This is a genomic window from Acinetobacter sp. T63, from assembly GCF_053852345.1.
The window spans coordinates 1,339,461-1,363,403 of the sequence record NZ_CM132659.1 but is presented as its reverse complement, the minus strand read 5'-3'; the positions used below and the strand labels follow the sequence as shown (position 1 = coordinate 1,363,403).

The following is a 23,943-nucleotide window of genomic DNA, read 5'->3' as shown; positions in this document are numbered from 1 at the left end:
TGATCTTTATGATAAAAAATAAGCTCCTTATGGAGCTTATTTTTTAATTGGATTCTGGTACAGCAATGCCGATATAACGCGATAAATCCTGCACACCCAAATCAGTGCGAATGATCAGATAATGCGGAAAGCTGGCTGTGGTCAGTTCCTGAAACATATTGAGCTGATCATCATGTGCGTGAATTTCATCGACACTACGCGCCATGGTTGCTTCAAATACATCGGCAATATATTCAAAACCCAAATCCAGCGCCACAAACAGCGTATGCTCACAGGGCTGAATATACTGCTCTTGTGACCAGTCAATAATCGCCTGCTGGCAGCAAGGACAAATCACGTTGGCATCGGCATCGGGCTGTTGAATCAGTTGATAAGACATGTATTGATCATCTCATGGACTTTATCCTTAGTGTAAAGGATTTGTAGCCATAACTTAAGCTCGCCACGCATCACAAAGGCGAAAAGAGACGCTGCAAAAACCGCACAAATCAAATTGACAGCCCAGAACAATCATAATTTAATCTGCTTATCGTTGCATAAATGGAATAACTACACATGCTTTCGGACCTCGATGATTTTTACTGCTTTGCCCAGGTGGTTGAGCATGGCGGTTTTAGCGCCGCAGAACGTGCAACCGATATCCCCAAATCCAAACTGAGCCGCCGTGTGCACAATCTGGAAGAACGTTTGGGCGTGCGCCTGATTCAGCGCAATTCCCGCCATTTTGCCGTAACCGATATTGGCATGAACGTGTATCGACATGCACAGGTGATGGCCAATGCAGCACAGGCAGCGCATGATCTGGTTGATCATCTGAGTATTCAGCCGCGCGGCCTGATTAAAGTTAGCCTGCCGGTCTCCATTGCCCAGAATGAAATGTCCAGAATTCTGCCGGAATTTTTAAAGACCTATCCGGAAATTAAAGTCCAGCTTCTGGTCAGTAACCGCCGGGTTGATCTGATTAATGAAGGGATTGATCTGGCCTTGCGTGTACGCAGCAATCTGGATGATGATCCGAATCTGGTGATTCGTACCTTTGAAACCATTGAACAGCATCTCTTTGCCAGTCAGGCCTATTTAAACCAGCACGGCGACCTGAAACAGCCGGAAGATCTGGCCAAGCATCATATTCTCAGTATGGCTGATGATCATGTCGATCAGCATATTGTGGTCTATGATGAACATCAACGGCAGAAGAAAATTAAAGTCAACCCGACCGTAATGGGTTCGGATCTGATGCTACAGGCACAACTGGCCCGTCAGGACTGTGGGATTGCCCTGCTCCCGGACAATATTGTGGAACCCTATATTCAGTCAGGCGAACTGGTACGCGTGTTACCAAACTGGCGTGCGCCGCACGGGGTTTTTCATGCCGTGTATCCATCCCGTCGCGGCCTGTTACCGGCAGTACGGGTGTTTATTGATTTTCTGGTGGAAAAACTGTCACAGCGTTAAAGCCAACTCAAATTTCAGGCAAAAAAAAGCTTATCCAGGGATGGATAAGCTATAAAAACTAGAAACTACAGCAAGAATCTATAAATACATAATACGTACAAAAGACAGCATTAACAAATAGATAATTTATATCACTTAATACTTTTAAAGTATAAATAAGCCGTTTTATAGCTAGATTTCCGGGTATTCTCCAGTACCTTCCGGCCACGGCGACAGCACTTCAAAGCCGGTTTCAGTCACGACAATCATATGTTCCCACTGTGCAGAAAGTGATTTATCGGTGGTCACGACGGTCCAGCCATCATTGAGCTCTTTGACTCTGGAGCCGCCGGCATTCACCATCGGCTCAATCGTGAACACCATACCTGGCTTGAGTTGTAGCCCCTGACCCGGCTGGCCATAGTGCAGTACACTTGGCTGTTCATGATAAATTTTACCAATACCATGCCCGCAATATTCACGCACCACTTTATAGCCGGCCTGCTGCGCGACAGTTTGAATTGCATGACCAACATCGCCTAAAGTCGCACCCGGTTTCACCGCATGAATCCCTGCGACCATTGCCGCATAGGTGGTTTCGACCAGTCTTTTCGCTTCCGGCTTGATCGTGCCGACGTAATACATGCGACTGGTATCGCCGTAGTAGCCGTCTTTAATTACCGCCACATCAATATTGATAATATCGCCATCTTTAAGCACAACCGACGCAGATGGAATACCGTGACAAACCACTTCATTCGGTGAAATACAGGTGGTTTTGGTATAGCCGCAATAGCCAACATTGGCCGGAATCACCTGCAAGGTATTGACAATATAGTCGTGGCACAGGTCATCTAGATATTCAGTGGTTACACCCGGCTTGATATGCTCCCCGATCATCGCCAAAACCTGAGCAGCCAAACGACCTGAAACACGTAATTTTTCTAAATCCTGCTCGGTTTTAATCGATACGGCAGACGCTCTCATGCTTAAAATCCCCTATGAAACATTTGCTTAGTATAGTCCTTTTCAGTGACTTTTGTTTGATCACAAGCGGTTCCATCTGCCACAAACCCACTACTGCTTAAATATTCAACAATTAAAAACCTTTATATTTATTGACTGTTTTTTCAAATTTATCTTTTGATATTTAACAGTTTTCATCTTTTAAAAATTAAATCAACAATATAGTTTCACTAATTTTTGACAACCCGATCAATTTCCCAAGCCAATATATAAAAATAATTCATAAGATTTATAAAATAAATTAGCCAAAGCAGTTGCCATGTTCTAGAATCGCTTTCTTTTGTTTAACCGATCTATCTCCCTTATGACGAGTTTACGTACACGGGATATTATTGCCTTAGGTTTAATGACCTTTGCACTATTTATCGGTGCCGGCAATATTATCTTTCCGCCTATTGTTGCACAGCAGGCAGGTGAACACGTTTGGTTAGCAGCTTTCGGCTTTTTAATTACAGCCGTGGGCTTGCCGGTGTTGACCATTATTGCCCTGTCTCGTGTAGAAGGTTCGATCCAGCTTTTAAGTTCGCCACTGGGCAAAGCAGCCAGTCTGATTTTGACCGTGGTGTGTTATTTAGCGGTAGGCCCTTTATTTGCCATTCCCCGTACCGCAACCGTTTCTTATGAAATTGGTTTCTCTTCTTATTTTGGTGCAGCTCCGAGCAGCTTGCTGATTTACAGTCTGATCTACTTTATTGTGGTGACTATTGTTGCGCTGTATCCCAACAAGATTCTGGATACGGTGGGTTATTTCCTGTCGCCCCTGAAAATTTTATCGTTAATTATTCTGGGTGTTGCAGCAACGTTCATTCCCGCGGGTCATATTCCGCCAGCCATTAATAACTATATCAACAGTCCAGTCTCTGAAGGTTTCGTCAATGGTTATTTAACCATGGATACCCTGGGTGCCTTGGTATTTGGTATTGTGATTATTAATGCCATACGTTCGCGTGGGGTCAGCGATAAAAAGCTGATGACCAAATACGCCATGATTGCCGGACTGATCTCTGGTATCGGTTTAACCCTGGTGTATTTAAGCCTGTTCAAACTGGGCTTGGGCAGTCATGAAGTAGCACCGAATGCAGCCAATGGCGCAGTGATCCTACATGCCTATGTGCAACATGCTTTTGGTGACTTAGGTTCCCTGTTCTTAAGTGCCATGATTTTCATTGCCTGTATGGTAACCGCGATTGGCCTGACCTGTGCCTGTGCAGAATACTTCTCGCAAATTACCCGCATTAGGTATCGTACTTGGGTATTTGTCTTAGTCGGTTTCTCACTGGTGATTTCCAACCTCGGTCTGACCAAACTGATTGCACTCTCAGTGCCGGTATTAAGTGCGATTTATCCGCCTGCGATTGTAGTGATCTTACTGGGCTTTTTCTGGAAAAACTTCCATTCTCCAGCGCGTGTAATTCGTCCGGTCACCGCAGTAGCCTTATTCTTTGGCGTAATTGATGGCTTAAAAGTGGCAGGGCTAGATGGCTTTTTACCAGAAGCTTTACTGAACTTACCGTTAAGCGCACAAAACCTGGCCTGGCTGATTCCCTCTGCTATTGTGCTGCTGATTTGTATTGTGATCGACAAGGTTAAACACTAAGCCTTAACCCGAGTCGTTAAAGTCCGGTTTTACCCAAACCCGATTTTAAATTGCTCAATAATGGTCAAGTTTTACCCAAACTGACTCTTATTGTGTCACTTTCTTTCAGTCCGGTTTAGCTCAATCTTGCTCAACTTCCAGGTCAATTGAAGTAAGCTCATCCACTTTCGCTTCTCCTCATCCTCTGAAACCCTTCAATTCAGCGCAATGCTTCTCTCATCCTTCTTTTTGCATGACTTCTACCAAAGCCTAATAGCCGCCCTATTGTTAAGCTGGCATAAATAATGCTACATCTTTACTCACTTCTTTACAGTGATGCCCTAATATTCCGTAAATAAATGAACTGAATTCGAGCATTTATTTATACACACTATGTTCTTTCAAAATATTGCGATAGGCGCTTGAAATACACTGCAATTCGCAGTACAACTAAACAAACTAATCCGATCAAAATAGTCTGTTTTTGATCAAAATACAGGAGGGATGGAGATGTTATCATTACATTTCAATAAGCAAGTCTTCATTAACGCTCTGAAGGCAAATAACAATTTAGTAACTTTCCTCAGCACCACCTTTGCACTGCTGCTGACGCTGGTCTTTCAAGGATTGATTCAGGGTAACCTGAAACCGGCATACTTTATCTACGCACTAATCGTCTGTATCGCCTTCTATATTTGGGCTGTGGTCGATGAAAAATATCGACAGCCGGCTCCCATTGATCAGCACAACTCTTAATTTTTAACCGACCCAGATGGATGAGCCTTCATCCATCTGCTCAGAATCAGAAAAATAGCTTTTTATACTGCTTGGCAACACACCCTTAAGCCCATAAATATAATCCCGCACCCACCACCAGTAGCAAGGTGGCCAGCACTTCACCCAGTACCAGCAGTAACATCGCCAGACTCATTAAACTTTTCGGCAGATGCCATTTGCCCAACTGATGCGGAGTTTTAAACTGATTGGTGGTGTCCTTTAAATAACCATGCAGCGCATAACTCAAGATTGAAAAAGCAAAGAAAAACAGGTTAATTGCCACCAGCAATAAATTCAGCTCTGTTGACCACACCGAAAAATAAGCCATAGCCGCCAGAATCAGACTGGCCGGCGCATAGAGCAAACTGCTACGATGCGCAATATCGACATAATAATGAGCACGCGCCTGTGGTGAATGCCGAATCTGCCAGTATTTCCATACCCCGGTCAGCATGCCCACCCATAAAAATATACCGCTGGCCAGAATCGCCCCTTTCACCGCAACATCAAGATCCATTGCATTCATTTCGTTTTGTCCTTATTTGAATTGCCTTACTGCATGACCCCGAAGTCAGAGATTGCAACTGCATTCACAGCAAACTCCTTTACATTAGAGTCATTCACTTTTTTTAATGTTCATCCTATGACTTCGTTTGACCCCGTCCATATTACCTGCGCAGATGGCTATCAGCTGAGTGGGCGCTTCTACACCCATCAGGCTAAAAAGCAGCCTTACCCTGTCCTAATTTGTCCCGCGACTGGCATCACGCAAGGGTTTTATCATCCTTTTGCCGAGTGGTTAAGCCAGCAAGGTTATGACGTGCTCAGTTTTGATTTTCGCGGTATTGGCGGCTCTTTACAAGGGAAATTAAAGCACTCACAAGCCAGTATTGTCGATTGGGGCCAACTGGACATTGCAGCCGGTATCGAGCATGTATTGCAACTGAGCCAGGCCGAACAGGTGATTTTATTGGGGCATAGTGCTGGCGGCCAGCTGCTGGGGATTTGCCCCAACCATGCCAAGGTGGCCAAAGTTGTAGCGGTATCGGGTTCGACCGGCCATGTCAAAGGCCTTAAAGGACGCACCAAACTACTGGCGCCACTAATGTTTCAGGTCATTTTCCCGATCGCCCGCATTACCCATGGATATGGCCCAACCCAGGCCATTGGTATGGGCGAAAATTTACCGAAAAATGTGGCCCGGCAATGGGCAGAGTTTTGTGGCAAACCCGGTTATGTAATCAATGCCATTGGCAAAAGCGTATTTGAAGATTTTCATGCTGACATCCGTAGCCCGATGAGCGTACTCTGGAGTTCCGATGATGAAATTGCCACCGAAGCCAACGTCAAAGATTTACTGCGCCTCTATCCTAATGCTGCTACCCGAATGATTGAGCTAAAACCGCAGCAGTATGGCCACAAAGCAATTGGTCATATGCTGATGTTTAAACGCTCTCACCAGAACCTGTGGCCGGTGATTGCAGCTGAACTGCGTATCTAAAACTGTAACGCTCTTGAGAAAAATGAACTTTAGATAAATACCAGACATGAAAAAGCCCCACATCAGTGAGGCTTTTTTGATTTACCAACTTTTGGCAATTAAGCGTAGGTAATCATCACGGTTTTAATGCGATTACCTTCCAGCTCGGTGACTTCAAAGTGTACGCCCTGATAGTCCAGATGCGTACCGACTTGTACATCGCCCTGGGTTTTATCCAAGATTAAGCCGGCAACACTAATATAGCCTGCATCTTCTTCCACCAGATCCAGCATACCCAGTTCCAGCTCAAGCTGATAAACGTCCAGCATACCGGTCGCTTTCCAGGTGGTCTCGTTAACACGGATTAAATCTGGCTGTTCATCGGCATCCGGGAACTCACCGGCAATCGCTTCAAACACATCCAGCGGCGAAATCAGACCTTGCACATTACCAAACTCGTCACTCACCAATACCAATGAACCTTTTGAAGTACGCAAAGTATTGATCGCATCAATGACTTTCATTTTTTCAAAAATGTAAATTGGACGGTGACGTTTCACCAGCGCCTTAAAGGCTTCTTCATCATCTAGCACATCCAGTAGCTCTTTGGCACGAACAATACTGATAACTTTGTCGAGGCTACCACGACACACCGGGAATAAACTGTGCGGTACCGACAATACCTGCTCACGAATCTGTTCTGGTGTATCTTCAATGTTCACCCAGGAAATCTGGTTACGCGGCGTCATAATCGACGCAACCGAACGTTCTGCCAGCGTTAATACGCCGCCAATCATATAACGCTCTTCATGCGCAAAGGTTTCTTGTGCTTCACTTGAATGCATGTCCGTAGTTTCAATACGGCCGCCCATTAACTTCAGAATCGAATCTGCAGTACGGTGACGCAGCGGAATTTTCGCTTCATGTTTTGCCGCATTACGCTGCCCAAACTGGTTAAAAGCTTCAATGGCAATGGCTACACCAATACCTGAATAGATATAACCTTTCGGAATGTGGAAACCAAAACCTTCTGCAATCAGGCTGATACCAATCAACAGCAGGAAGCTTAAACACAAGATTACCACGGTTGGATGACGGTTAACAAAGGCTGTTAGCGGTTTAGACGCCAGTAACATGACCGCCATTGCTACAATCATGGCGGCCATCATCACATAGATGTTGTCGACCATACCAATTGCGGTAATAACAGAGTCTAAAGAGAATACGGCATCCAGGATTACGATCTGGGCAACCACTGCGGTGAAGCTGGCATAAACCACATTGGTGGTTACTTTAACTTCCGGCTTGCCTTCCATCTTCTCGTGCAATTCGGTCACGGCCTTATAGACCAAGAACAAACCACCGAACAGGAGAATCAGATCCCGCCCTGAGAATGTTAAATCAAATATCGAAATAAGCGGTTGAGTCAAAGTGACTAACCAAGAGATTGCGAATAATAACCCCAAACGCATGAGCAAGGCCAAAGACAAGCCAATCACACGGGCTTTATCACGCTGCTCAGGAGGTAATTTTTCTGCCAGAATGGCAATAAAGACTAGGTTATCAATACCTAGAACAATTTCTAAAATAATAAGTGTTATTAAACCAACCCAAATTCCCGGATCTAATAAAAACTCCATTAGTTCATCTCTCCGATAGGGTTAGCGTGTAATTCGAAATGTAGACCTGGGCCCGGCGACGGATCCATAAATTTAACCTTTTCAACTGTAGATAAAAACATTATGCATAATCTTCTATTTTTGTAATCATTTTTTCGGAATTTTTTTGGGGTAAATTCCTGTATTGGTTAAATTAAGCCAAGTTTCCTGCTTAAAAAAAGTACAAGTTTGTAATTAAATTTCAGGTTTTATTAAAACTACCACAGAGAGATAAATGACTACAATCAGAGCAAAAATCGGGGCTATATTTCACAACTCAAATATAAATATTTGATTTTTATTATCTTATTAAATAAATCAATTCCAAGATGTTAATTTTCTATCTCAAGGACTCAAATTTCTAGTACTGAAATAAATGCAGCCCAGTTTTCAATTTGTTACTTTTACTTAAACGGCTTGAAAATAAGTCCTGAAGAAAGATAAGCAAGTCCCTGACTCAAATGCTTTACTCTTAACAGCATCATGATCATTTTCATGCAAAAATAACGGATAAAAATATATGACAATGCAACAAATATACGTTTATCAAAGTGCTTCGCGAGAAAGGTGTAACGCCCTATCAGTCGCTATTTCAAGCAGAAAAAAAACGGCCAATTAAGATCAAGTGAAAATGGTTGTTTTTTAGGAGACAAGACTTTGGGGTGTTTTGGGCTGAATGATTGCTGGATAAAACCTTCATCCTCATTACTCATCTAAACCACTTTAAAAATACGCATCTTTAAGATGAAATACTGAAGTTTACACAGAAGATTGTGACCATTTATCAGGACTAAAATAGGGATGATCTCTCCCTAACTATCCCGGCCCAAGCCGACTGATCTCCTGATAAAAACGCTTTGCCTCAGCCTTTTATTGACGAATACGATTAAAACAACTTGCTAAGCATATGACATTTCAAATAAAATGTGATGGGATTTCACACAAATACAATTAAAAATGCAAGGAATAACTAAATGACCAAGAAATATTCCAAATTTCTGCCTTCTACTGAAGACTTCAATATTGAGCAGTTTCCTTATTACTGGGTAACCCAAGTCCATGCTCAATATGTGTTAAATGTCGATCATGCACTCAAGAAATATGGTCTGGATAACTCACGCCGCCGCATTCTGATTGCGCTAAAAGCCAAACCGAATGCCAGCGTTTCCGACCTGTCAGACATGGTGGTATCAAAGATGTCGACCACCACCAAAATTGTCTATCGCCTGAAAGAAGAAGGCCTGGTGGAGACCTACTCCTGTGAAGATGATGCGCGCATCACCCGGGTTATTCTGACCGATCAGGGCCATGCCATGACCGAAAAAATCAATGATCTGACTGGTGTAGTACTGGAACAGTCCTTTGAAGGTTTAACCCCGCTACAGATTGAAAAAATGATGGACAGTTTGCGTCATATTTTTAATAACTTATCGCGTTAATCATCCAGCATTCTACACACTGCTTATGACAAAGAATCGAAAAAGTTCAGTTGGGGACTAACTTTTTCGATTTTTATTTTTGGCACATGCGAGCATTCAAACTCTTCAACTGGAAAGCCTTCGACAAAACGCTGAATATCCGGCTGAGTTTGGCCAAGCCATTCCTGCAAACGTGCATGTGGAATCACAATCACCGAACGTTTTACATTGCCCGGTTCATGAAAGTCTTTCATCATTGGGTGGTCGATCGCGTCCATGGTAATCATGGTGCAGGAACGAATAATCTCATCCTGAATTTTGTAAATTTCATATAAAGCCGCAATATAAAACGCCTGCCCATCTTTACGGCGCACGCCCCAGCGCTGCGGTTTATTGTCAATATATTTGGATTCATAAAACTCCGTTACCGGAATGACCCCAAACTTGCGTTTCAGCACCGCTTCCTGAAAGCTGGGTTTCTGTAACAGGGTTTCATTACGGGCATTATAGGTTTTATGGGCAATGCTCTTATCTTCCGCCCACTTCGGCACCAAACCAAACATCACCTTACGCCATTCCAGCCCCTGTTCAGATTTGAACAGCAACGGTAAGTGATAACCCGGATAGACCTCATCTTCATATTCAAAAGGAATATCCGGGAGATTTAAATCCTGTCGCTGTTGTGGTGTAAGCGGTTTAAAGTTGGCACACATGACAATATGGCTGCTCAGTTTAGACAGCTCTATTATACGCCTTCAGGCGGTTAAGTTGCGTCTGTGCTTTAACTGGGTAGCGTTAACCAGTGGGTGCGACAAAACTCCTCCAACACCCATTGACCATTAAAACGTCCCAGACCTGAATTTTTCTCACCGCCAAAAGGTGCATTCGGATAATCGGCTACGGTAATGGCATTGATATGCGTCATCCCAGCGTCAATTTTTAAAGCAAAAGCTTTGGCACGTTCAATATTGGCGCTACAGACTGCACTGGATAAGCCAAAACGTGTGGCATTGGCCAGCATCAGTGCTTCGGCCTCATTTTGTGCTTTAATCACGGGCAATACCGGCCCAAAACTTTCTTCTTGCGCCAGACTCGATGCCGGGTCAACATCAATAAAAATATGCGGTGGAATCACATGACCGCGCGTGGCACCTTGCAGTACCAGCGTCGCGCCAGCCTCTTGTCCTTGCTGGATAATATGCTGAATCTTCTGCACCTGATCGCGGTTAATAATTGGGCCAATCACTGTAGTATCTTCATTCGGATCACCAAAAGGAATGCTTTTACTGCGTTCAACCAGTTTACCGACAAAACTGTCATGCACTTTTGCATCGACAATAATGCGATTGGTACTCATACAAATCTGACCCTGATGCAAAAAGCGCCCCATCACCGCCAGTTCTACCGCCAAGTCCAGATCGGCATCATCCAGCACCACCAAAGGTGCGTTTCCGCCCAGCTCCAGCGCCAGCCGTTTTAAATTGGGACTGCTCACTGCTAGCTGACCCACGCGCTTGCCCACTTCGGTAGAACCGGTAAAGGAAATCAGTTTCGGCACTTCATGTTCAACAAAATAATCGCCGATTTCACTACCTGCACCTGCCAGCACACTAAGGCTGCCCATCGGAGCACCGGCTTCTTCAAACAGTTTAGCCAGCAGCAAGCCACCGGTAATTGGCGTATCACTGGCCGGTTTCAGCACCACGGTATTGCCTAGCGCCAGTGCTGCAGCCACCGAACGCATACTTAAATGAAAAGGAAAATTCCACGGGCTAATTACCGCCACCACGCCCAGCGGTTTACGTACCGCATAGCTTTGACGGGTTGGATCGGGAGATGGCAACTGTTGGCTTAACATACGCTCCGGGAAAGTCGAGCTTTCTTTTAAAATGCCTATTGCAGCATCGACTTCAATATTGGCTTTTAAGCGGGTGCTGCCCGATTCCTGAATCAGCCAGTCGATAATTTCCTCCCGACGCGCCTGAATAATCTCAATTACGCGCAGCAGCAGATTTTTTCGTGCTTCGGCTGAACTGTCTGCCCACTTTGCGGCATACTCCAAAGCCGCCGCATAGGCACTGTCGACATCGACAATACTGGCACCTTGTAATTTTAAAATGCTTTCTTGGGTATAAGGATTCAGATTGTCCAGGATTCGGGTTGAAGTGCCCTTGATCCATTCACCGGCAATAAACTGTTGATCAAGAAATTGATACGCGCCCATAACATCTTCCAGATTTTGATGATTTCCCTCACTCTAAAAGGTCTGCACAGAAAGTTCTAGTGCTATTCGGTGTGTAATTATTGCCATAAAAAAAGCCTTCCGAAGAAGGCTTTTTTAGATCAGGCAAATTCAGGATTAGTCACCTGTATAGCCTTTTAATTTTAAACGTGCTGCGTGCAATAGCGGCTCGGTATAACCTGCTGGCTGCTCACCACCTTTAAAGATTAAGTCAGACGCAGCTTGGAATGCGATGTTGTTCTCAAAGTCGTTAGACATTGGCGTATATAATGGATCGTTGGCATTTTGCTCATCCACAATTTTAGCCATACGCTGCATTACTTCCTCAACTTGCTCACGTGTCACGATACCGTGACGTAACCAGTTGGCAACGTGTTGTGAAGAAATACGTAACGTTGCACGGTCTTCCATCAAGCCAACATCGTTGATGTCTGGAACTTTAGAACAACCTACACCTAAATCTACCCAACGTACAACGTAACCCAAGATACCTTGACAGTTGTTTTCAAGCTCTTTAGTTTTTTCTTCGTCAGACCAGTTAGTGTCTTTCGCCAATGGCGGAGTTAACAAGTCATCTAAAGATAAAGGCTCAGTTGCCAACAATTCTTGTTGACGGTCTGCTACGTTCACTTGGTGATAGTGGATAGCGTGAATCACAGCACCTGTAGGTGATGGAACCCATGCACAGCTTGCACCCGCTTCAGGATGTTCAGTTTTGGTTTTGTACATGTCTAAAAGCATGTCTGGTTTTGGCCACATGCCTTTACCAATTTGTGCTTTACCACGTAAACCTGCTTTCAAACCAATCATCACGTTACGGTTTTCATACGCTGGGAACCAAATTTGACCTTTTACTTCGCCTTTACGAACGAATGGACCTGCTTCCATGAAGGTATGGATTTCGTCACCTGTACGGTCCATGAAACCAGTGTTAATGAAGATAGTACGGTCTTTAGCTTGAGCAATACAGTTTTTCAAGTTTACAGAAGTACGACGTTCTTCATCCATGATACCGATTTTTAAAGTCTTCGCAGGCAAGCCAAGTACTTGTTCAGCACGTTCAAACAATTCAACTGCAAATGCAACTTCATCTGGACCATGCATTTTTGGCTTCACGATGTACATAGAACCTTGACGTGAGTTCTTGATCGTGTTTTCACCGCGAATGTCAGCAAAAGTCAATAATGGAGTGATCAATGCGTCCATGATCCCTTCATAGATTTCTTGACCATCAACCAAAATTGCAGGGTTAGTCATTAAGTGACCTACGTTACGTAGTAACATTAATGAACGACCATGAACTTTAGTTTCACCGCCTTCTAGGTTTTTGAAAGTACGGTCAGCGTTCAATGTACGAGTCATGGTTTTGCCATTTTTCTCGATTGACTCTGATAAAGTACCTTTCATTAGACCTAACCAGTTACGGTAGCCTTCTACTTTTTCTTCAGCATCTACAGCTGCAATTGAGTCTTCCAAGTCTTGAATTGTCGTTACAGCAGCTTCAAGAACAACGTCTTTTACACCAGCTGCATCAGTTTGGCCAATTGGGCTGTTGGCATCAATCTGGATGATGACATGCAGGCCGTTATTTTTCAGCACAACTTCAGTTGGTGCAGCCGCTTCGCCATTATAACCGACAAATTTAGCAGCATCTGCAACAGTCGTAGTTGAGCCATCTTTCAGGCTAACAACCAGTGCATTACCTTCAACCGCATATTTTGTTGCATCTGCGTGTGAACCTTGCGCCAACGGGAAAGTTTCATCCAGGAAGTTTTTCGCGAATGCGATAACTTTCTCACCACGTTTCGGGTTATAGCCTTTGCCTTTTTCTGCGCCATCTTCTTCAGAGATTACGTCAAAGCCGTATAGTGCGTCATATAGAGAACCCCAACGTGCATTGGCTGCGTTCAGGCAGTAACGCGCATTACGTACAGGGACAACTAACTGTGGGCCTGCCAGTAATGCAATTTCTTCATCTACATTTTCAGTCGTAATTTGAAAATCTTCTACTTCTGGTAATAAGTAGCCAATTTCAGACAAGAAGGCTTTGTAAGCTTCTAGTTCAAATGTGTTATTGCGATGCCATTCGTCAATCTTCGCTTGCAGATCATCACGTTTGGCAAGCAATGCCTTGTTCTTAGGCGTAAGGTCGACAACGACTTGCTCAAAGTTTTTCCAGTAGGTGTCACTGTCTAAACCAGAACCTGGTAATGCTTCATTTTCGATGAAATCGTAAAGTTCTTTAGCAATCGCTAACTTGCCTTTTTGAATACGTGCAGTCATTGTCTTTCCTGATATTGCTACTTTTTATACAAGAGATTCTAGTATACCGATTTATATTTGGCTGAATAGTATTATCACATTGCTAAATAGTGATCATTTTTTATTAAATAAATGTTGCTATTTAAAAATAAAATAATCTTAGGATGTGACATTATCATTAAGCGAAATATATAACCTACAGTGTATAAAGTTTTTGAAATGTCGGAATTAGACTTAAGTTCAGAATTGTAAAGAAAATTCGGCACTTCAGCCCTTCCGGGTTTTATTATTAGCCAAGATTAAGCCATGAATTGAACAAAATGTCGATAAAAGCAGCAAAGATTTTTTGCTACAAAAAAAGCGCCCGGTTGGACGCTTTTTAAATATGTCGAATTCAGTATTAAGATGCTTCAGTCGATGCACCCGCAGCTGAAATCTGACGATGCGCTGCATGTAAATAATCATCTGACTGCATTTCCAGCAAACGTGAACGCGTCCGTTCAATTTCAAAGGCCAGTTTTTCACCCTGATACAGTTCAATAATCGAATCTTCAGAGGTTAATAGCAGTTTTACACCACGATCATAAAACTCATCGACCAGATAAATAAAACGGCGTGTACCATCGGCCAGATAATCGGTTAAATGCGGCACATTGCTGACCAGCACGGTATTGTACAGGTTGGCAATTTCAATATAGTCAGCCGGGCTACGCGGTTTCAGGCACATTTCCGAGAATTCACACCACAGCACATCTTCAGTATGCGCCACCGTTTCAATTAAACGGTTGTTGATGGTAATGGGCTCATCCGAATGGGTTTGGGTATGAGTCAGTGCATCAAAACGCTGCGCCATCCAGACATTATGATCATGTGTCAGCGGTGATTTAAACAGTTGTGCCTGCTTTAACACGCGTAAACGGTAATCCACCCCGGCATCGACATTTAAAATGGCACAGTTCTTTTTCACCATTTCAATGGTCGGAATAAAGCGGTCACGGTGAATACCATTTTTATACAAGCCATCTGGCGCGATGTTTGAGGTGGCCACCAAAGTAATGCCGCGATTAAACAGCTTCTGGAACAGGTCGCTGAGAATCATGGCATCAGTCACGTTAGATACAAAGAATTCATCAAAACAGATAATTACCGCATCTTTATAAATCTGATCAGCCACTGTATCGAGCGGGTTACGCTGCCCTGACAGTTTGTTCAGTTCACGATGCACATGCTGCATAAAGTGATGGAAATGCATACGGATTTTGCGGCGAAACGGAATTGATTCATAGAACTGGTCCATCAGCCAGGTTTTACCGCGTCCAACCCCGCCCCACATATACACACCGCGCGGGGATGTCTGACGACGAAAACGGCGAAAGGCCTTTTTCGAGGCTTTATAACGCTGAATTAACTCTTGCCACACCCGGTCCAGCTCGTGTACCGCTTCGGCCTGTGCTTCATCTGGCATGAACTGCCCCGACGCCAACGCCTGTGCATAGCGTTCTGCCGGAGACAATGGAGTATATGCTGTGTTGTGGGATGAGTTGAAGTCAGACATATTATTCAGTACTTTTGGGGTTAATAAATGATAACGAAGATAACCGCCGCACAATATACCACTTTGGGTTTAAAATGCTTAGGCTATTTCCCATACTGGCGCGGACTTTGTCCAAACCAGCGTTTAAAGGCATGATTAAAAGCTGCAGGTTCTGAATAACCCAGTAACTCTGCAATCATTTCAATTGAATAAGCTTGATATTCAATTAATCTCAATGCCTTGTCTTTAATTAAATCTTCACGAATCTGTTTATAACTGGTGTTCAACTGCTGCAACTGATGCCGCAAGGTACGTTCTGGAATCTGTAAGGCCTGCGCGGTTTCTGCCATAGTCGGCATCACGCCCTGCTGCAATTCCAGATAATCTTTGACCCGCTGCACCAAGGTCGGTGCCTGATCTTCCAGTTTTAAGCGCTGCAGCTCTTCAATACACTTTTCTTCAAAGGTCTTGAAGGTAATTGAATCAGCGGATGGAATTTTCACTTCCAGCACCGACTGCTCGAACCAGAACGCTGCATGGTCATGGCCAAAACACAAGTCATGACCATAATAGTCATGATAAGCCACCAGGGCCTGTGCCTGATGTGGACGTGCAAATGGCAGTTCAATACGGATTTGCGGCACATTCAGGCTCATCATCTTGTAAAGATCCTGAATAAACTTGAAAGTCCCGGAAATTTCACATTGCGCCCGCAGCATACCCAAATCGCTATCCAGATCATTCGGCAGATATTGCAGCGCCACCTGATCTGCTTCATGTTTCAGCTTTAGCTGCCCGGTCAGATGAGTCAGCCCCTGATACTGAATGCCTTTTTCAATCGCGGTCGCAATAGTGTCAGAGGTCACCAGTAACATCAGCAAGGGACCATAACCGGCCAGTGCATAATGCTGACCAATAAAAATACCCTGCTCAGGTCGCACCCCGGCGCCAATAATTTTCAGAATATCCAGTTCCAGTCGCGGATGAATCACCGAACTGGCATCTAACGCATCTGCATGCAGCCCGATACTTTGCAAACGCTCATCCACATCAATTCCGGCATTTCGCATACCTTGAATTAAGTACATGAGACCGAGAATGGATCGTTTCATAGGGGCGCTTGAGTCACGTCTGTGTATCTGTTTTACTATATCATTCACTATTTTTAAATTGCCGAAAATATCAATTTTTTTGTCAGTGCTATCATGGCATCTGCACTGACCCGCTTATATACTAATCATAGAAATAAAAAGAAAAGGATATACAACTATGCATGATGCATTGTCAAATCATGATTTTTCTACAAATCATGCCATTCAAAAAACTAAAATTGCCATTATTGGTGCCGGTTTTGGTGGCCTGGCGATGGCTATTCGCCTGCTGCAGCAACAGATCACCGATTTTATGATTCTGGAAAAAGCCAATGAGGTTGGTGGTACCTGGCGGGAAAACCAGTATCCGGGTGCGGCCTGTGATGTGCAATCGCATATGTATTCCCTGTCATTTGCGCCCAAAACCGACTGGTCAAAACGCTATGCCGAAGCGCCAGAGATTTTTGCCTATATTCAGGGCCTGACCGATCAGTTCCAGCTCAGAGATTATTGCCAGTTTCAGACTGAAGTCCTGTCTGCACATTATCAGGAACAGGACTGTGAATGGCATTTAGAGCTCAATCAGCAGCGCAAGCTGATTGCCCAATATGTGGTATTTGCCTCCGGACCCTTGCATGTGCCGCAAATTCCGCATATTCCGGGGATCGAAAAATTTAAAGGCAAGGTCTTTCATTCATCGCAGTGGGATCATCAATACGACTTAAACGGTAAAAATGTCGCCTCAATTGGTACTGGCGGCAGTGCCATTCAATATATTCCGGAAATTGCCCCGCAAACCAGACAGCTGTATGTGTTTCAGCGTACCGCCGCCTGGGTCATTCCACGCGATGAACGACTCTATAGCCAGCTTGAAAAAAAGCTGTTTAAAAAGTTTGACTGGTTTAGAAAACTGCACCGTGCCCGCCTATACTGGTCCAATGAATCCCGCGTGGTGCCGATTGTAAAACCAGGGGTAATGAAATATACCCAGAAACTGGCCGAAGTCTTTTTAAAATATCAGGTCAAGGACAAACGCATCGCCGCCAAGCTGATTCCCGACTACATTATGGGTTGTAAGCGTATTCTGGTCTCCAATAAATATTATCCGACCTTTAATCGTGCCAATGTCGAACTGGTGACTGATGCCATTCAGGAACTGACCGAACACAGTATCATCACCAAAGATGGCAAAGAACGTCCAATTGATTGTCTGATTTATGGCACCGGTTTTATTACCGATCCACGCATTTATCTGAAATCGTTTGATTGCGTCGGTGAACATGGCGTGGAGCTGAAACAGGCCTGGAAAGATGGCGCCGAAAGTTATTATGGCATTTGCACCAAAGGCTTTCCCAACCTGTTCCAGCTACTAGGCCCCAATACCGTACTGGCACATAATTCCGTAGTGTTTATGATTGAGGCACAGGTCGACTATATTTTGCAGATGATCAAGCTGGTCGAACAGACCCAGACCGATGCCATAGTTATTAAAGATCAGGTTCATGATGACTATAACCGTTATGTTCAGGAGATGCTGGCCGGGACCATCTGGCAATCCGGTTGTGTCAGCTGGTATCAGCAAGATGGCGGTAAAAACTTTGCCCTATGGCCGACCTATACCTGGAAATACTGGTTAAAAACCCAGAAAGTGAATCCGGCTGATTATCGCTTACTGAATAAACACGTGAAACAACAGCTGGCCAGCTAATTCAGGCATAATAAGCAGGAATTGATTTTAGGCGAGTATAGATGCAATCCTTTTGGCTTATTTTCCAGCTACTATTTTGTCTCTATCTCGGCTATGCCTTTGCAGCCCGGTTTCCCCGCTGGCTGCAACAGCTTATGCTGAAACTGTTACCTTATTTCAGCTATATTCTACTGATCGCCATTTCACTTGAATTTGCCCAGACTTTAAACCAAATCCCTCAACCGGAACGTATTTTAACCAGCGCAATGCTGATTTCATTTAGCACCAGTCTCGGCGCTTTCGCCTGCTGTTATGGCCTGTTTAAATGGGCCGGTTTTCAGCCCAGCCAAGGACGCGTATCCTTCAGTCTGGTACTACAATCCTTACTCAATATCAGTTATGCCTTCATTGCTTTAGCCGCTGGTTATCTGCTTTATCTGGGCAGTGAATATTGGCAGCTCAATTTACATATTAGTACCTGGCATTTATTACTGGTCTTTATGCTAATGATTGGTTTTGATCTCGCACGTGCGCCACTTGACCACTCCTGGTTAAACTGGAACATCCTGCTGGTGCCAGTGGGCTGTATTGTTGGCTCGATTTTAGGGGCGCTGTTCTGCTTATTCTGGCTATCCCACATTTCCCTAAAAGATCTGATCATGCTGTCGCAAGGCTATGGCTTTTATTCCATGAGCGGGATTGTAATTAGTGAACTGCGTACAGCTGAACTGGGCAGTATTGCCCTGATGAATGATTTATTCCGCGAAATCTTTGCGATTGTGCTGATGTATCTGATTGGTTGGCGTTATCCGCGTGCGGCCATTTCTTCTGCCGGCGCTACAGCGATGGATGTGACCTTACCAATGGTGAAACAGGCCTGTGGCAATGACTTTATTCCTCATGCCATGGTCAGTGGTTTTGTGTTGTCAGTATTGGCACCTATCGTGGTCAGTATTCTGGCAGTGATTTAGATTTAACCTCTTCCAACCTCCCTTTACAAAGGGAGGAGTCCCCCTTTGGAAAAGGGGGGTTTAGGGAGATTACAACGTCGCTAGAATATCTTTAAGCATTTGACGAGGATGTTCCGCCTTGGTAATTGGGCGACCAATCACCAGATGTGTAGAACCATCCAGCATCGCCTGTTTAGGCGTGACGATACGCTTCTGATCATCTGCAGCTGAACCTTCAGGGCGAATCCCCGGCGTTACCAGAGCAAACTCCTGACCCAAGCTGTCACGCAGCATCTTGGCTTCTTGCGCTGAACAAACCACACCATCTAAACCACTGTCTTTGGTTAAGGCGGCTAAACGCTTCACCTGTTCAAATGGCTCAATATCTAAACCGATATCACGTAAATCTTCACGGCCCATTGAGGTCAGAACAGTCACCGCAATAAGCTGGGTGTTGTAATTCCCTGCTTTTAAGCGCTCTACACAGGTTTCCATCATTTTTCGGCCGCCAGAGGCATGCACATTCACCATCCACACCCCTAAGTCTGCTGCCGCACATACAGCCTGAGCCGTGGTATTAGGAATATCGTGGAATTTCAAATCCAGAAAAACTTCAAAGCCTTTATCTTGCAGTGCTTTGACCACTGCTGGCCCTTCATGGGTAAACAGCTCTTTACCGACCTTAACCCGACATAAGGCTGGGTCTAGCTGCTCGGCAATTGTCATTGCGTCGTAATGACTTTTTGCATCTAAAGCAACGATAATACTCATGAGAAGACCCTTAAAACTGACAAAATTAAAGCATTATACGAATTTCAAATCTGGCAACCAAGTGAATTTTATTGAATATAAGCAAAGCAGTTAAATTAAGCTGCTTATTTATAAAACCTTATAGATCAAACTAAGCATTTCAAAACATGGCTGTATAAAAAAACGCTTAAGAGATCAGCTCTTAAGCGTTAAATATTTCAAGTTGCAGACCCTGAATAAAGCCATTCAACTTTATTCAAGCGCCCACTATAAAGGTGTAGATGAACGATCATTCGGATGAATATCTACCACTGTTTTTTCATGGCGTGTATTTGCAGCCGCCTCAGCCGCTGCCAACTGTGCCGTATGAATTTGTTCTTTGCGCAGATGGTCAATATCTTTACGCAGTCGCTTGATTTCCCAGCTGGTCTGGAATACGCGGAAAATCTGCACACCCAGTAAAAGTCCAACAACAACACCCAGTGCCAGGGTCAGTAATAACAATAACCCCAAACGCATGGCTGGAACTTGAGTGAACAAAAGGTCAACCGACAGCTCGGTCCCATTTTGTAAAACCAGAGCCAATGAATAGCCAAACAGTACAATCAATAATGCGACTAAGACGTAACGCATAAACACACCTCAGGATATAAATTAATTATTTCTCTGCAGATGCGTTCACTGCATCGCGCAATGCTTTACCTGGTTTGAAATGAGGTACCGCTTTTGCCGCCACTTTAACCGACTTGCCCGTTTTCGGGTTACGACCTACACGTGGCTCACGATGATGCAATGCAAAGCTACCAAATCCACGAATTTCAATTCGGTTATCTGCAGACAGTGATTCAATCATTTGATCAATCATAATCTTAACAGCTTCTTCAACTAAAGGTTCCGCTAAATGTGGATTTTTTAGGGAAATTCGCTCTATTAAGTCAGACTTATTAAGTGCTTCAGTAGTCATCTGCGACCTCTTTAATTATCAAGCTACTTTAACTTAAAACCGATAATAACCTGTTTAAATACAAAACGGTAGCGCAATAAGTTAATACTACGCTACCGTTTACAGTATTTGTGTAAAAAGTAAGAGTTAAATTACATTAATCATACTTTTCCACGGCTACTTAGTGGTTCATCTGAGCTTTGATCAGATCACCAATAGTCTTAGGACCATTGTCTTGAGAAGCTGTTGCTTGACGTAAGTTAGCTACTGCTTCTTTCTCTTCAGCTTCGTCTTTCGCTTTGATAGACAAGTTGATAGAGCGAGACTTACGGTCAACGTTGATGATTTTCGCTTCAACTTCTTGACCAACTTCTAAGAACTTAGTTGCATCTTCAACGCGATCACGGTTGATTTCAGATGCTTTCAGAGTTGCTTCAACTTCGTCAGCTAACTTAACAGTCGCGCCTTTCGCGTCAACTGCAGTTACAGTACCTTTAACCAGCGCACCGCGTTCGTTAGCAGCCAAGAAATCGTTGAATGGATCGCTGTTCAATTGCTTGATACCAAGGCTGATACGGTTGCCTTCAGCGTCTACAGACAGGATAACCGCTTCAACAGTGTCACCTTTCTTGTAACGACGAATCGCTTCTTCGCCTTGTTCGTTCCAAGAGATGTCAGACAAGTGAACTAGACCATCGATACCGCCTGGTAAACCGATGAAGATACCGAAGTCAGTGATTGACTTGATTGTACCTGAAACTTTTTCACCTTTGTCGTGGTTCTTAGCAAACTCTTCCCATGGGTTAGCACGAGTTTGTTTGATACCAAGAGAAATACGACGACGCTCTTCATCAACTTCAAGAACCATAACGTCAACTTCGTCACCGATCTGAACAACTTTAGATGGGTGGATGTTTTTGTTTGTGTGGTCCATTTCTGAAACGTGTACTAAGCCTTCAACGCCTTCAGCGATTTCAGCGAAGCAACCGTAGTCAGTTAAGTTAGTTACGCGAGCTTTAACGATAGAACCTTTAGGATAACGGCTCATGATCGCTAACCATGGATCTTCGCCTAATTGTTTCAGGCCTAAAGAGACGCGGTTACGTTCTTTGTCAAACTTAAGTACTTTAACAGTAACTTCTTGACCAACTTCAACAACTTCTGATGGGTGCTTGATACGTTTCCAAGCCATGTCAGTGATGTGAAGAAGACCGTCGATACCGCCAAGGTCAACGAACGCGCCGTAATCAGTAAGGTTCTTGATCGTACCTGTAACTGTTTGACCTTCTTCAAGCTGAGCAAGAAGCGCTTCACGGTCAGCTGAAGATTCAGCTTCCATAACAGCACGACGAGAAACAACAACGTTGTTACGTTTAGCGTCAAGCTTGATAACTTTGAATTCTAACTCTTTACCTTCAAGGTGAGTGGTGTCACGGATAGGACGAGTGTCTACCAAAGAACCTGGTAAGAACGCACGAACTGGACCGATGTCAACAGTGAAACCGCCTTTAACTTTACCAGAGATAACACCAGTAACGATTTCGCCGTCTTCAAAGATTTTTTCAAGTTTAGTCCAAGTTTCAGCACGTTTCGCTTTTTCACGTGATAAAACTGTTTGACCCATACCGTTGTCGAGAGCTTCAACAACAACATCAACAGTATCACCAACTTGAACTTCAAGTTCACGTTGTTCATTTAAGAATTCAGCACGGTCAACAATACCTTCAGATTTAAGGCCAGTGTCAACTGTTACCCAATCAGAGTCGATGCTTACTACAACGCCTTGGATGACAGCACCCTTTTCAACGTTGAGGTTTAATTCGCTTTCTTCAAAGAGGGCTGCAAAAGATTCGGTCATGATATTTCCGATAAAGTCAGCGGTCTTGGATCAGACAAGGCCGGTTTAGTTAAGCGTTTACATAGTCCGTATAAAACTGATCAAGCTATGCATTCGCTGAATAAATTTAGTTTGCTAACTGCTGATCGACATAACGTGTCATCAGTTGAAAGACTTCATCGATGTTCAAATCTGAACTGTCAATGATGTAAGCATCAACCGCTGGCTTGAGTGGAGCAACTTCGCGCTCCATATCTCGTTTGTCGCGAGCTTCGATATTAGCTAAAATGTCGTTTATTTTAGCATCCAGCCCCATACCCTGCAACTGTTTTACACGTCTTTGCGCGCGCGACTCTGCCGATGCAGTCAGATAAATTTTGGCTTGTGCTTCAGGAAAAATGGAGGTGGCCATGTCACGACCATCGGCTACCAGCCCCGGCGCCTGGGCAAAAGCACGCTGACGGGCCAACAATGCCGTTCTAAGTTCCGGAATTGCTGCTACTTTTGAAGCATATTCTCCGACACGTTCGGTACGGATGGTCTGGCTGACATCTTCGCCATCCAGCATGACCTGAGTGCCGGTTGCTGTGCTCTGAAATTTGATGTCTAAATTTGTTGCAATTTCGATGCATTTGCTTAGTTCGTTACTCAGACTTTCCAGCAAATCTGCCTTATGCAATGACAGCCCAAGCAGACGATACAGCGCGCCTGAATCCAGCAAGTGAAATTGATAATGTGCAGCCAGTTTGGCGGCAAGCGTACCTTTACCTGAGCCACTTGGCCCATCAATGGTAATAATTTGAACTGTCATTGCGTTTCCAGACATATTTACAGATTTTTATACAGATTTAGCCAGTTTACTTAAACCGATTTTAATTGCAGTTTTCAACTGGGCAAGAATGAGTTTACTGACAAAAGGCGCGCGTGCCTGCAGCTCAATCCGGTAGGTCACCAGGGTTTTATCTTCTGCCACAGGCTCAAATTCAATCACGCCCAAATGATGTTTCACCAACGGATTTTTAATAATTTTATATTCAATCCGCTGATTTGGCTCGAGCACCGTAATCTGCTCCTGCAAAGGCTTAACCGGGCCAAAACCCATCCGGCGCACCGAACCCACACCATCCGGGCGTTCAGGATCAGCGGAATCCTTGACACGCTTAACCTGCAAAGGTGCAAAAGCGGTGTTATAGGTGGCATGTTTCGACATTAATTCAAATACCTGTGCTACAGGCGCATTAAATTCTTTTTTAATTTGAATAGCGTTCATTTTATTGT

Annotated in this window: 22 protein-coding genes; 7 read left to right on the top strand and 15 right to left on the bottom strand. The window is 44.1% G+C overall.

What is annotated here, in order from left to right:
• Positions 1 to 43: 43 nt before the first annotated feature.
• Positions 44 to 379 carry a hypothetical protein gene (locus tag ACVLR6_RS06640; protein WP_005177579.1) on the bottom strand — a complete coding sequence of 112 codons (336 nt, stop codon included), beginning with the start codon at positions 377 to 379 and terminating at the stop codon, positions 44 to 46.
• Positions 380 to 555: 176 nt separating this feature from the next.
• Here ACVLR6_RS06640 and ACVLR6_RS06635 point away from each other — a divergent pair, with 176 nt between their 5' ends.
• Complete coding sequence (locus ACVLR6_RS06635; RefSeq protein WP_016658206.1) at positions 556 to 1,455, top strand: LysR family transcriptional regulator; 900 nt, start codon at positions 556 to 558, stop codon at positions 1,453 to 1,455.
• A gap of 171 nt (positions 1,456 to 1,626) precedes the next feature.
• On the opposite strand, the gene map is transcribed toward ACVLR6_RS06635, so the two are convergent.
• A complete protein-coding gene (gene map / locus ACVLR6_RS06630; protein WP_455996090.1) occupies positions 1,627 to 2,421 on the bottom strand; it encodes a type I methionyl aminopeptidase in 795 nt (264 codons plus the stop codon).
• A gap of 343 nt (positions 2,422 to 2,764) precedes the next feature.
• On the opposite strand from map, the gene brnQ reads away from it, so the two are divergent.
• Complete coding sequence (brnQ, locus tag ACVLR6_RS06625; RefSeq protein ID WP_104488975.1) at positions 2,765 to 4,057, top strand: branched-chain amino acid transport system II carrier protein; 1,293 nt, start codon at positions 2,765 to 2,767, stop codon at positions 4,055 to 4,057.
• A 489-nt stretch (positions 4,058 to 4,546) separates the two neighbouring features.
• Positions 4,547 to 4,792, top strand: coding sequence for a hypothetical protein (locus ACVLR6_RS06620; protein ID WP_016658209.1), 246 nt, complete (start codon positions 4,547 to 4,549; stop codon positions 4,790 to 4,792).
• 85 nt (positions 4,793 to 4,877) lie between these two features.
• On the opposite strand, the gene ACVLR6_RS06615 is transcribed toward ACVLR6_RS06620, so the two are convergent.
• Positions 4,878 to 5,339, bottom strand: coding sequence for a hypothetical protein (locus ACVLR6_RS06615; protein WP_005177567.1), 462 nt, complete (start codon positions 5,337 to 5,339; stop codon positions 4,878 to 4,880).
• Positions 5,340 to 5,456: 117 nt separating this feature from the next.
• On the opposite strand from ACVLR6_RS06615, the gene ACVLR6_RS06610 reads away from it, so the two are divergent.
• On the top strand, positions 5,457 to 6,314 hold the full coding sequence (locus tag ACVLR6_RS06610; protein ID WP_104488976.1) for an alpha/beta hydrolase family protein: 858 nt from the start codon (positions 5,457 to 5,459) through the stop codon (positions 6,312 to 6,314).
• 98 nt (positions 6,315 to 6,412) lie between these two features.
• Here ACVLR6_RS06610 and ACVLR6_RS06605 read toward each other — a convergent pair whose 3' ends face one another.
• Complete coding sequence (locus tag ACVLR6_RS06605) at positions 6,413 to 7,933, bottom strand: TerC family protein (protein WP_005177562.1); 1,521 nt, start codon at positions 7,931 to 7,933, stop codon at positions 6,413 to 6,415.
• A 992-nt stretch (positions 7,934 to 8,925) separates the two neighbouring features.
• Between ACVLR6_RS06605 and ACVLR6_RS06600 the strand changes: the two genes are divergently transcribed.
• Positions 8,926 to 9,390: a MarR family winged helix-turn-helix transcriptional regulator gene (locus tag ACVLR6_RS06600; protein WP_005177561.1), complete on the top strand. Its 465-nt coding sequence runs from the start codon at positions 8,926 to 8,928 to the stop codon at positions 9,388 to 9,390.
• A gap of 23 nt (positions 9,391 to 9,413) precedes the next feature.
• Here the strand turns inward: ACVLR6_RS06600 and ACVLR6_RS06595 are convergent, their stop codons facing one another.
• The 5 genes from ACVLR6_RS06595 to ACVLR6_RS06575 form a co-directional block, all read right to left on the bottom strand.
• Positions 9,414 to 10,082, bottom strand: a complete 669-nt coding sequence (locus ACVLR6_RS06595) for an SOS response-associated peptidase (RefSeq protein ID WP_455996088.1) — start codon at positions 10,080 to 10,082, stop codon at positions 9,414 to 9,416.
• A gap of 68 nt (positions 10,083 to 10,150) precedes the next feature.
• Entirely contained in the window at positions 10,151 to 11,593 is a 1,443-nt protein-coding gene (locus tag ACVLR6_RS06590) for an aldehyde dehydrogenase family protein (RefSeq protein ID WP_253096874.1), read from the bottom strand.
• A 135-nt stretch (positions 11,594 to 11,728) separates the two neighbouring features.
• Positions 11,729 to 13,894, bottom strand: a complete 2,166-nt coding sequence (locus ACVLR6_RS06585) for a malate synthase G (RefSeq protein ID WP_180175173.1) — start codon at positions 13,892 to 13,894, stop codon at positions 11,729 to 11,731.
• 379 nt (positions 13,895 to 14,273) lie between these two features.
• Positions 14,274 to 15,428: a cell division protein ZapE gene (zapE, locus tag ACVLR6_RS06580; RefSeq protein WP_005177549.1), complete on the bottom strand. Its 1,155-nt coding sequence runs from the start codon at positions 15,426 to 15,428 to the stop codon at positions 14,274 to 14,276.
• An 83-nt stretch (positions 15,429 to 15,511) separates the two neighbouring features.
• Entirely contained in the window at positions 15,512 to 16,519 is a 1,008-nt protein-coding gene (locus ACVLR6_RS06575) for a helix-turn-helix domain-containing protein (protein WP_455996086.1), read from the bottom strand.
• Between the two features lie 157 nt (positions 16,520 to 16,676).
• Here ACVLR6_RS06575 and ACVLR6_RS06570 point away from each other — a divergent pair, with 157 nt between their 5' ends.
• Both ACVLR6_RS06570 and ACVLR6_RS06565 read left to right on the top strand, forming a co-directional pair.
• Positions 16,677 to 18,206 carry a flavin-containing monooxygenase gene (locus ACVLR6_RS06570; protein WP_455996084.1) on the top strand — a complete coding sequence of 510 codons (1,530 nt, stop codon included), beginning with the start codon at positions 16,677 to 16,679 and terminating at the stop codon, positions 18,204 to 18,206.
• Between the two features lie 41 nt (positions 18,207 to 18,247).
• Positions 18,248 to 19,156 (top strand): lysine exporter LysO family protein, encoded by a 909-nt coding sequence (locus ACVLR6_RS06565; protein ID WP_104488984.1) that lies wholly within the window; start codon positions 18,248 to 18,250, stop codon positions 19,154 to 19,156.
• Between the two features lie 69 nt (positions 19,157 to 19,225).
• On the opposite strand, the gene pyrF is transcribed toward ACVLR6_RS06565, so the two are convergent.
• From pyrF to ACVLR6_RS06535, 6 genes are all read right to left on the bottom strand, one after another.
• On the bottom strand, positions 19,226 to 19,906 hold the full coding sequence (gene pyrF, locus ACVLR6_RS06560; protein ID WP_104488985.1) for an orotidine-5'-phosphate decarboxylase: 681 nt from the start codon (positions 19,904 to 19,906) through the stop codon (positions 19,226 to 19,228).
• Positions 19,907 to 20,152: 246 nt separating this feature from the next.
• Entirely contained in the window at positions 20,153 to 20,518 is a 366-nt protein-coding gene (locus ACVLR6_RS06555) for a lipopolysaccharide assembly protein LapA domain-containing protein (RefSeq protein WP_005177535.1), read from the bottom strand.
• A 25-nt stretch (positions 20,519 to 20,543) separates the two neighbouring features.
• Positions 20,544 to 20,849 carry an integration host factor subunit beta gene (locus ACVLR6_RS06550; protein WP_005177533.1) on the bottom strand — a complete coding sequence of 102 codons (306 nt, stop codon included), beginning with the start codon at positions 20,847 to 20,849 and terminating at the stop codon, positions 20,544 to 20,546.
• Positions 20,850 to 21,009: 160 nt separating this feature from the next.
• A complete protein-coding gene (rpsA, locus tag ACVLR6_RS06545) occupies positions 21,010 to 22,686 on the bottom strand; it encodes a 30S ribosomal protein S1 (protein WP_005177527.1) in 1,677 nt (558 codons plus the stop codon).
• 106 nt (positions 22,687 to 22,792) lie between these two features.
• A complete protein-coding gene (gene cmk, locus ACVLR6_RS06540) occupies positions 22,793 to 23,476 on the bottom strand; it encodes a (d)CMP kinase (RefSeq protein WP_016658215.1) in 684 nt (227 codons plus the stop codon).
• 27 nt (positions 23,477 to 23,503) lie between these two features.
• Positions 23,504 to 23,935 (bottom strand): SRPBCC family protein, encoded by a 432-nt coding sequence (locus tag ACVLR6_RS06535; RefSeq protein WP_104473640.1) that lies wholly within the window; start codon positions 23,933 to 23,935, stop codon positions 23,504 to 23,506.
• Positions 23,936 to 23,943: the final 8 nt, after the last annotated feature.

Excerpts from the sequence above, each read along its gene's own strand:
- ACVLR6_RS06640 (WP_005177579.1), bottom strand. The coding sequence starts at position 379 with ATGTCTTATCAACTGATTCAACAGCCCGATGCCGATGCCAACGTGATT.
- ACVLR6_RS06635 (WP_016658206.1), top strand. The coding sequence starts at position 556 with ATGCTTTCGGACCTCGATGATTTTTACTGCTTTGCCCAGGTGGTTGAG.
- map (WP_455996090.1), bottom strand. The coding sequence starts at position 2,421 with ATGAGAGCGTCTGCCGTATCGATTAAAACCGAGCAGGATTTAGAAAAA.
- brnQ (WP_104488975.1), top strand. The coding sequence starts at position 2,765 with ATGACGAGTTTACGTACACGGGATATTATTGCCTTAGGTTTAATGACC.
- ACVLR6_RS06620 (WP_016658209.1), top strand. The coding sequence starts at position 4,547 with ATGTTATCATTACATTTCAATAAGCAAGTCTTCATTAACGCTCTGAAG.
- ACVLR6_RS06615 (WP_005177567.1), bottom strand. The coding sequence starts at position 5,339 with ATGAATGCAATGGATCTTGATGTTGCGGTGAAAGGGGCGATTCTGGCC.
- ACVLR6_RS06610 (WP_104488976.1), top strand. The coding sequence starts at position 5,457 with ATGACTTCGTTTGACCCCGTCCATATTACCTGCGCAGATGGCTATCAG.
- ACVLR6_RS06605 (WP_005177562.1), bottom strand. The coding sequence starts at position 7,933 with ATGGAGTTTTTATTAGATCCGGGAATTTGGGTTGGTTTAATAACACTT.
- ACVLR6_RS06600 (WP_005177561.1), top strand. The coding sequence starts at position 8,926 with ATGACCAAGAAATATTCCAAATTTCTGCCTTCTACTGAAGACTTCAAT.
- ACVLR6_RS06595 (WP_455996088.1), bottom strand. The coding sequence starts at position 10,082 with ATGTGTGCCAACTTTAAACCGCTTACACCACAACAGCGACAGGATTTA.
- ACVLR6_RS06590 (WP_253096874.1), bottom strand. The coding sequence starts at position 11,593 with ATGGGCGCGTATCAATTTCTTGATCAACAGTTTATTGCCGGTGAATGG.
- ACVLR6_RS06585 (WP_180175173.1), bottom strand. The coding sequence starts at position 13,894 with ATGACTGCACGTATTCAAAAAGGCAAGTTAGCGATTGCTAAAGAACTT.
- zapE (WP_005177549.1), bottom strand. The coding sequence starts at position 15,428 with ATGTCTGACTTCAACTCATCCCACAACACAGCATATACTCCATTGTCT.
- ACVLR6_RS06575 (WP_455996086.1), bottom strand. The coding sequence starts at position 16,519 with ATGAAACGATCCATTCTCGGTCTCATGTACTTAATTCAAGGTATGCGA.
- ACVLR6_RS06570 (WP_455996084.1), top strand. The coding sequence starts at position 16,677 with ATGCATGATGCATTGTCAAATCATGATTTTTCTACAAATCATGCCATT.
- ACVLR6_RS06565 (WP_104488984.1), top strand. The coding sequence starts at position 18,248 with ATGCAATCCTTTTGGCTTATTTTCCAGCTACTATTTTGTCTCTATCTC.
- pyrF (WP_104488985.1), bottom strand. The coding sequence starts at position 19,906 with ATGAGTATTATCGTTGCTTTAGATGCAAAAAGTCATTACGACGCAATG.
- ACVLR6_RS06555 (WP_005177535.1), bottom strand. The coding sequence starts at position 20,518 with ATGCGTTACGTCTTAGTCGCATTATTGATTGTACTGTTTGGCTATTCA.
- ACVLR6_RS06550 (WP_005177533.1), bottom strand. The coding sequence starts at position 20,849 with ATGACTACTGAAGCACTTAATAAGTCTGACTTAATAGAGCGAATTTCC.
- rpsA (WP_005177527.1), bottom strand. The coding sequence starts at position 22,686 with ATGACCGAATCTTTTGCAGCCCTCTTTGAAGAAAGCGAATTAAACCTC.
- cmk (WP_016658215.1), bottom strand. The coding sequence starts at position 23,476 with ATGACAGTTCAAATTATTACCATTGATGGGCCAAGTGGCTCAGGTAAA.
- ACVLR6_RS06535 (WP_104473640.1), bottom strand. The coding sequence starts at position 23,935 with ATGAACGCTATTCAAATTAAAAAAGAATTTAATGCGCCTGTAGCACAG.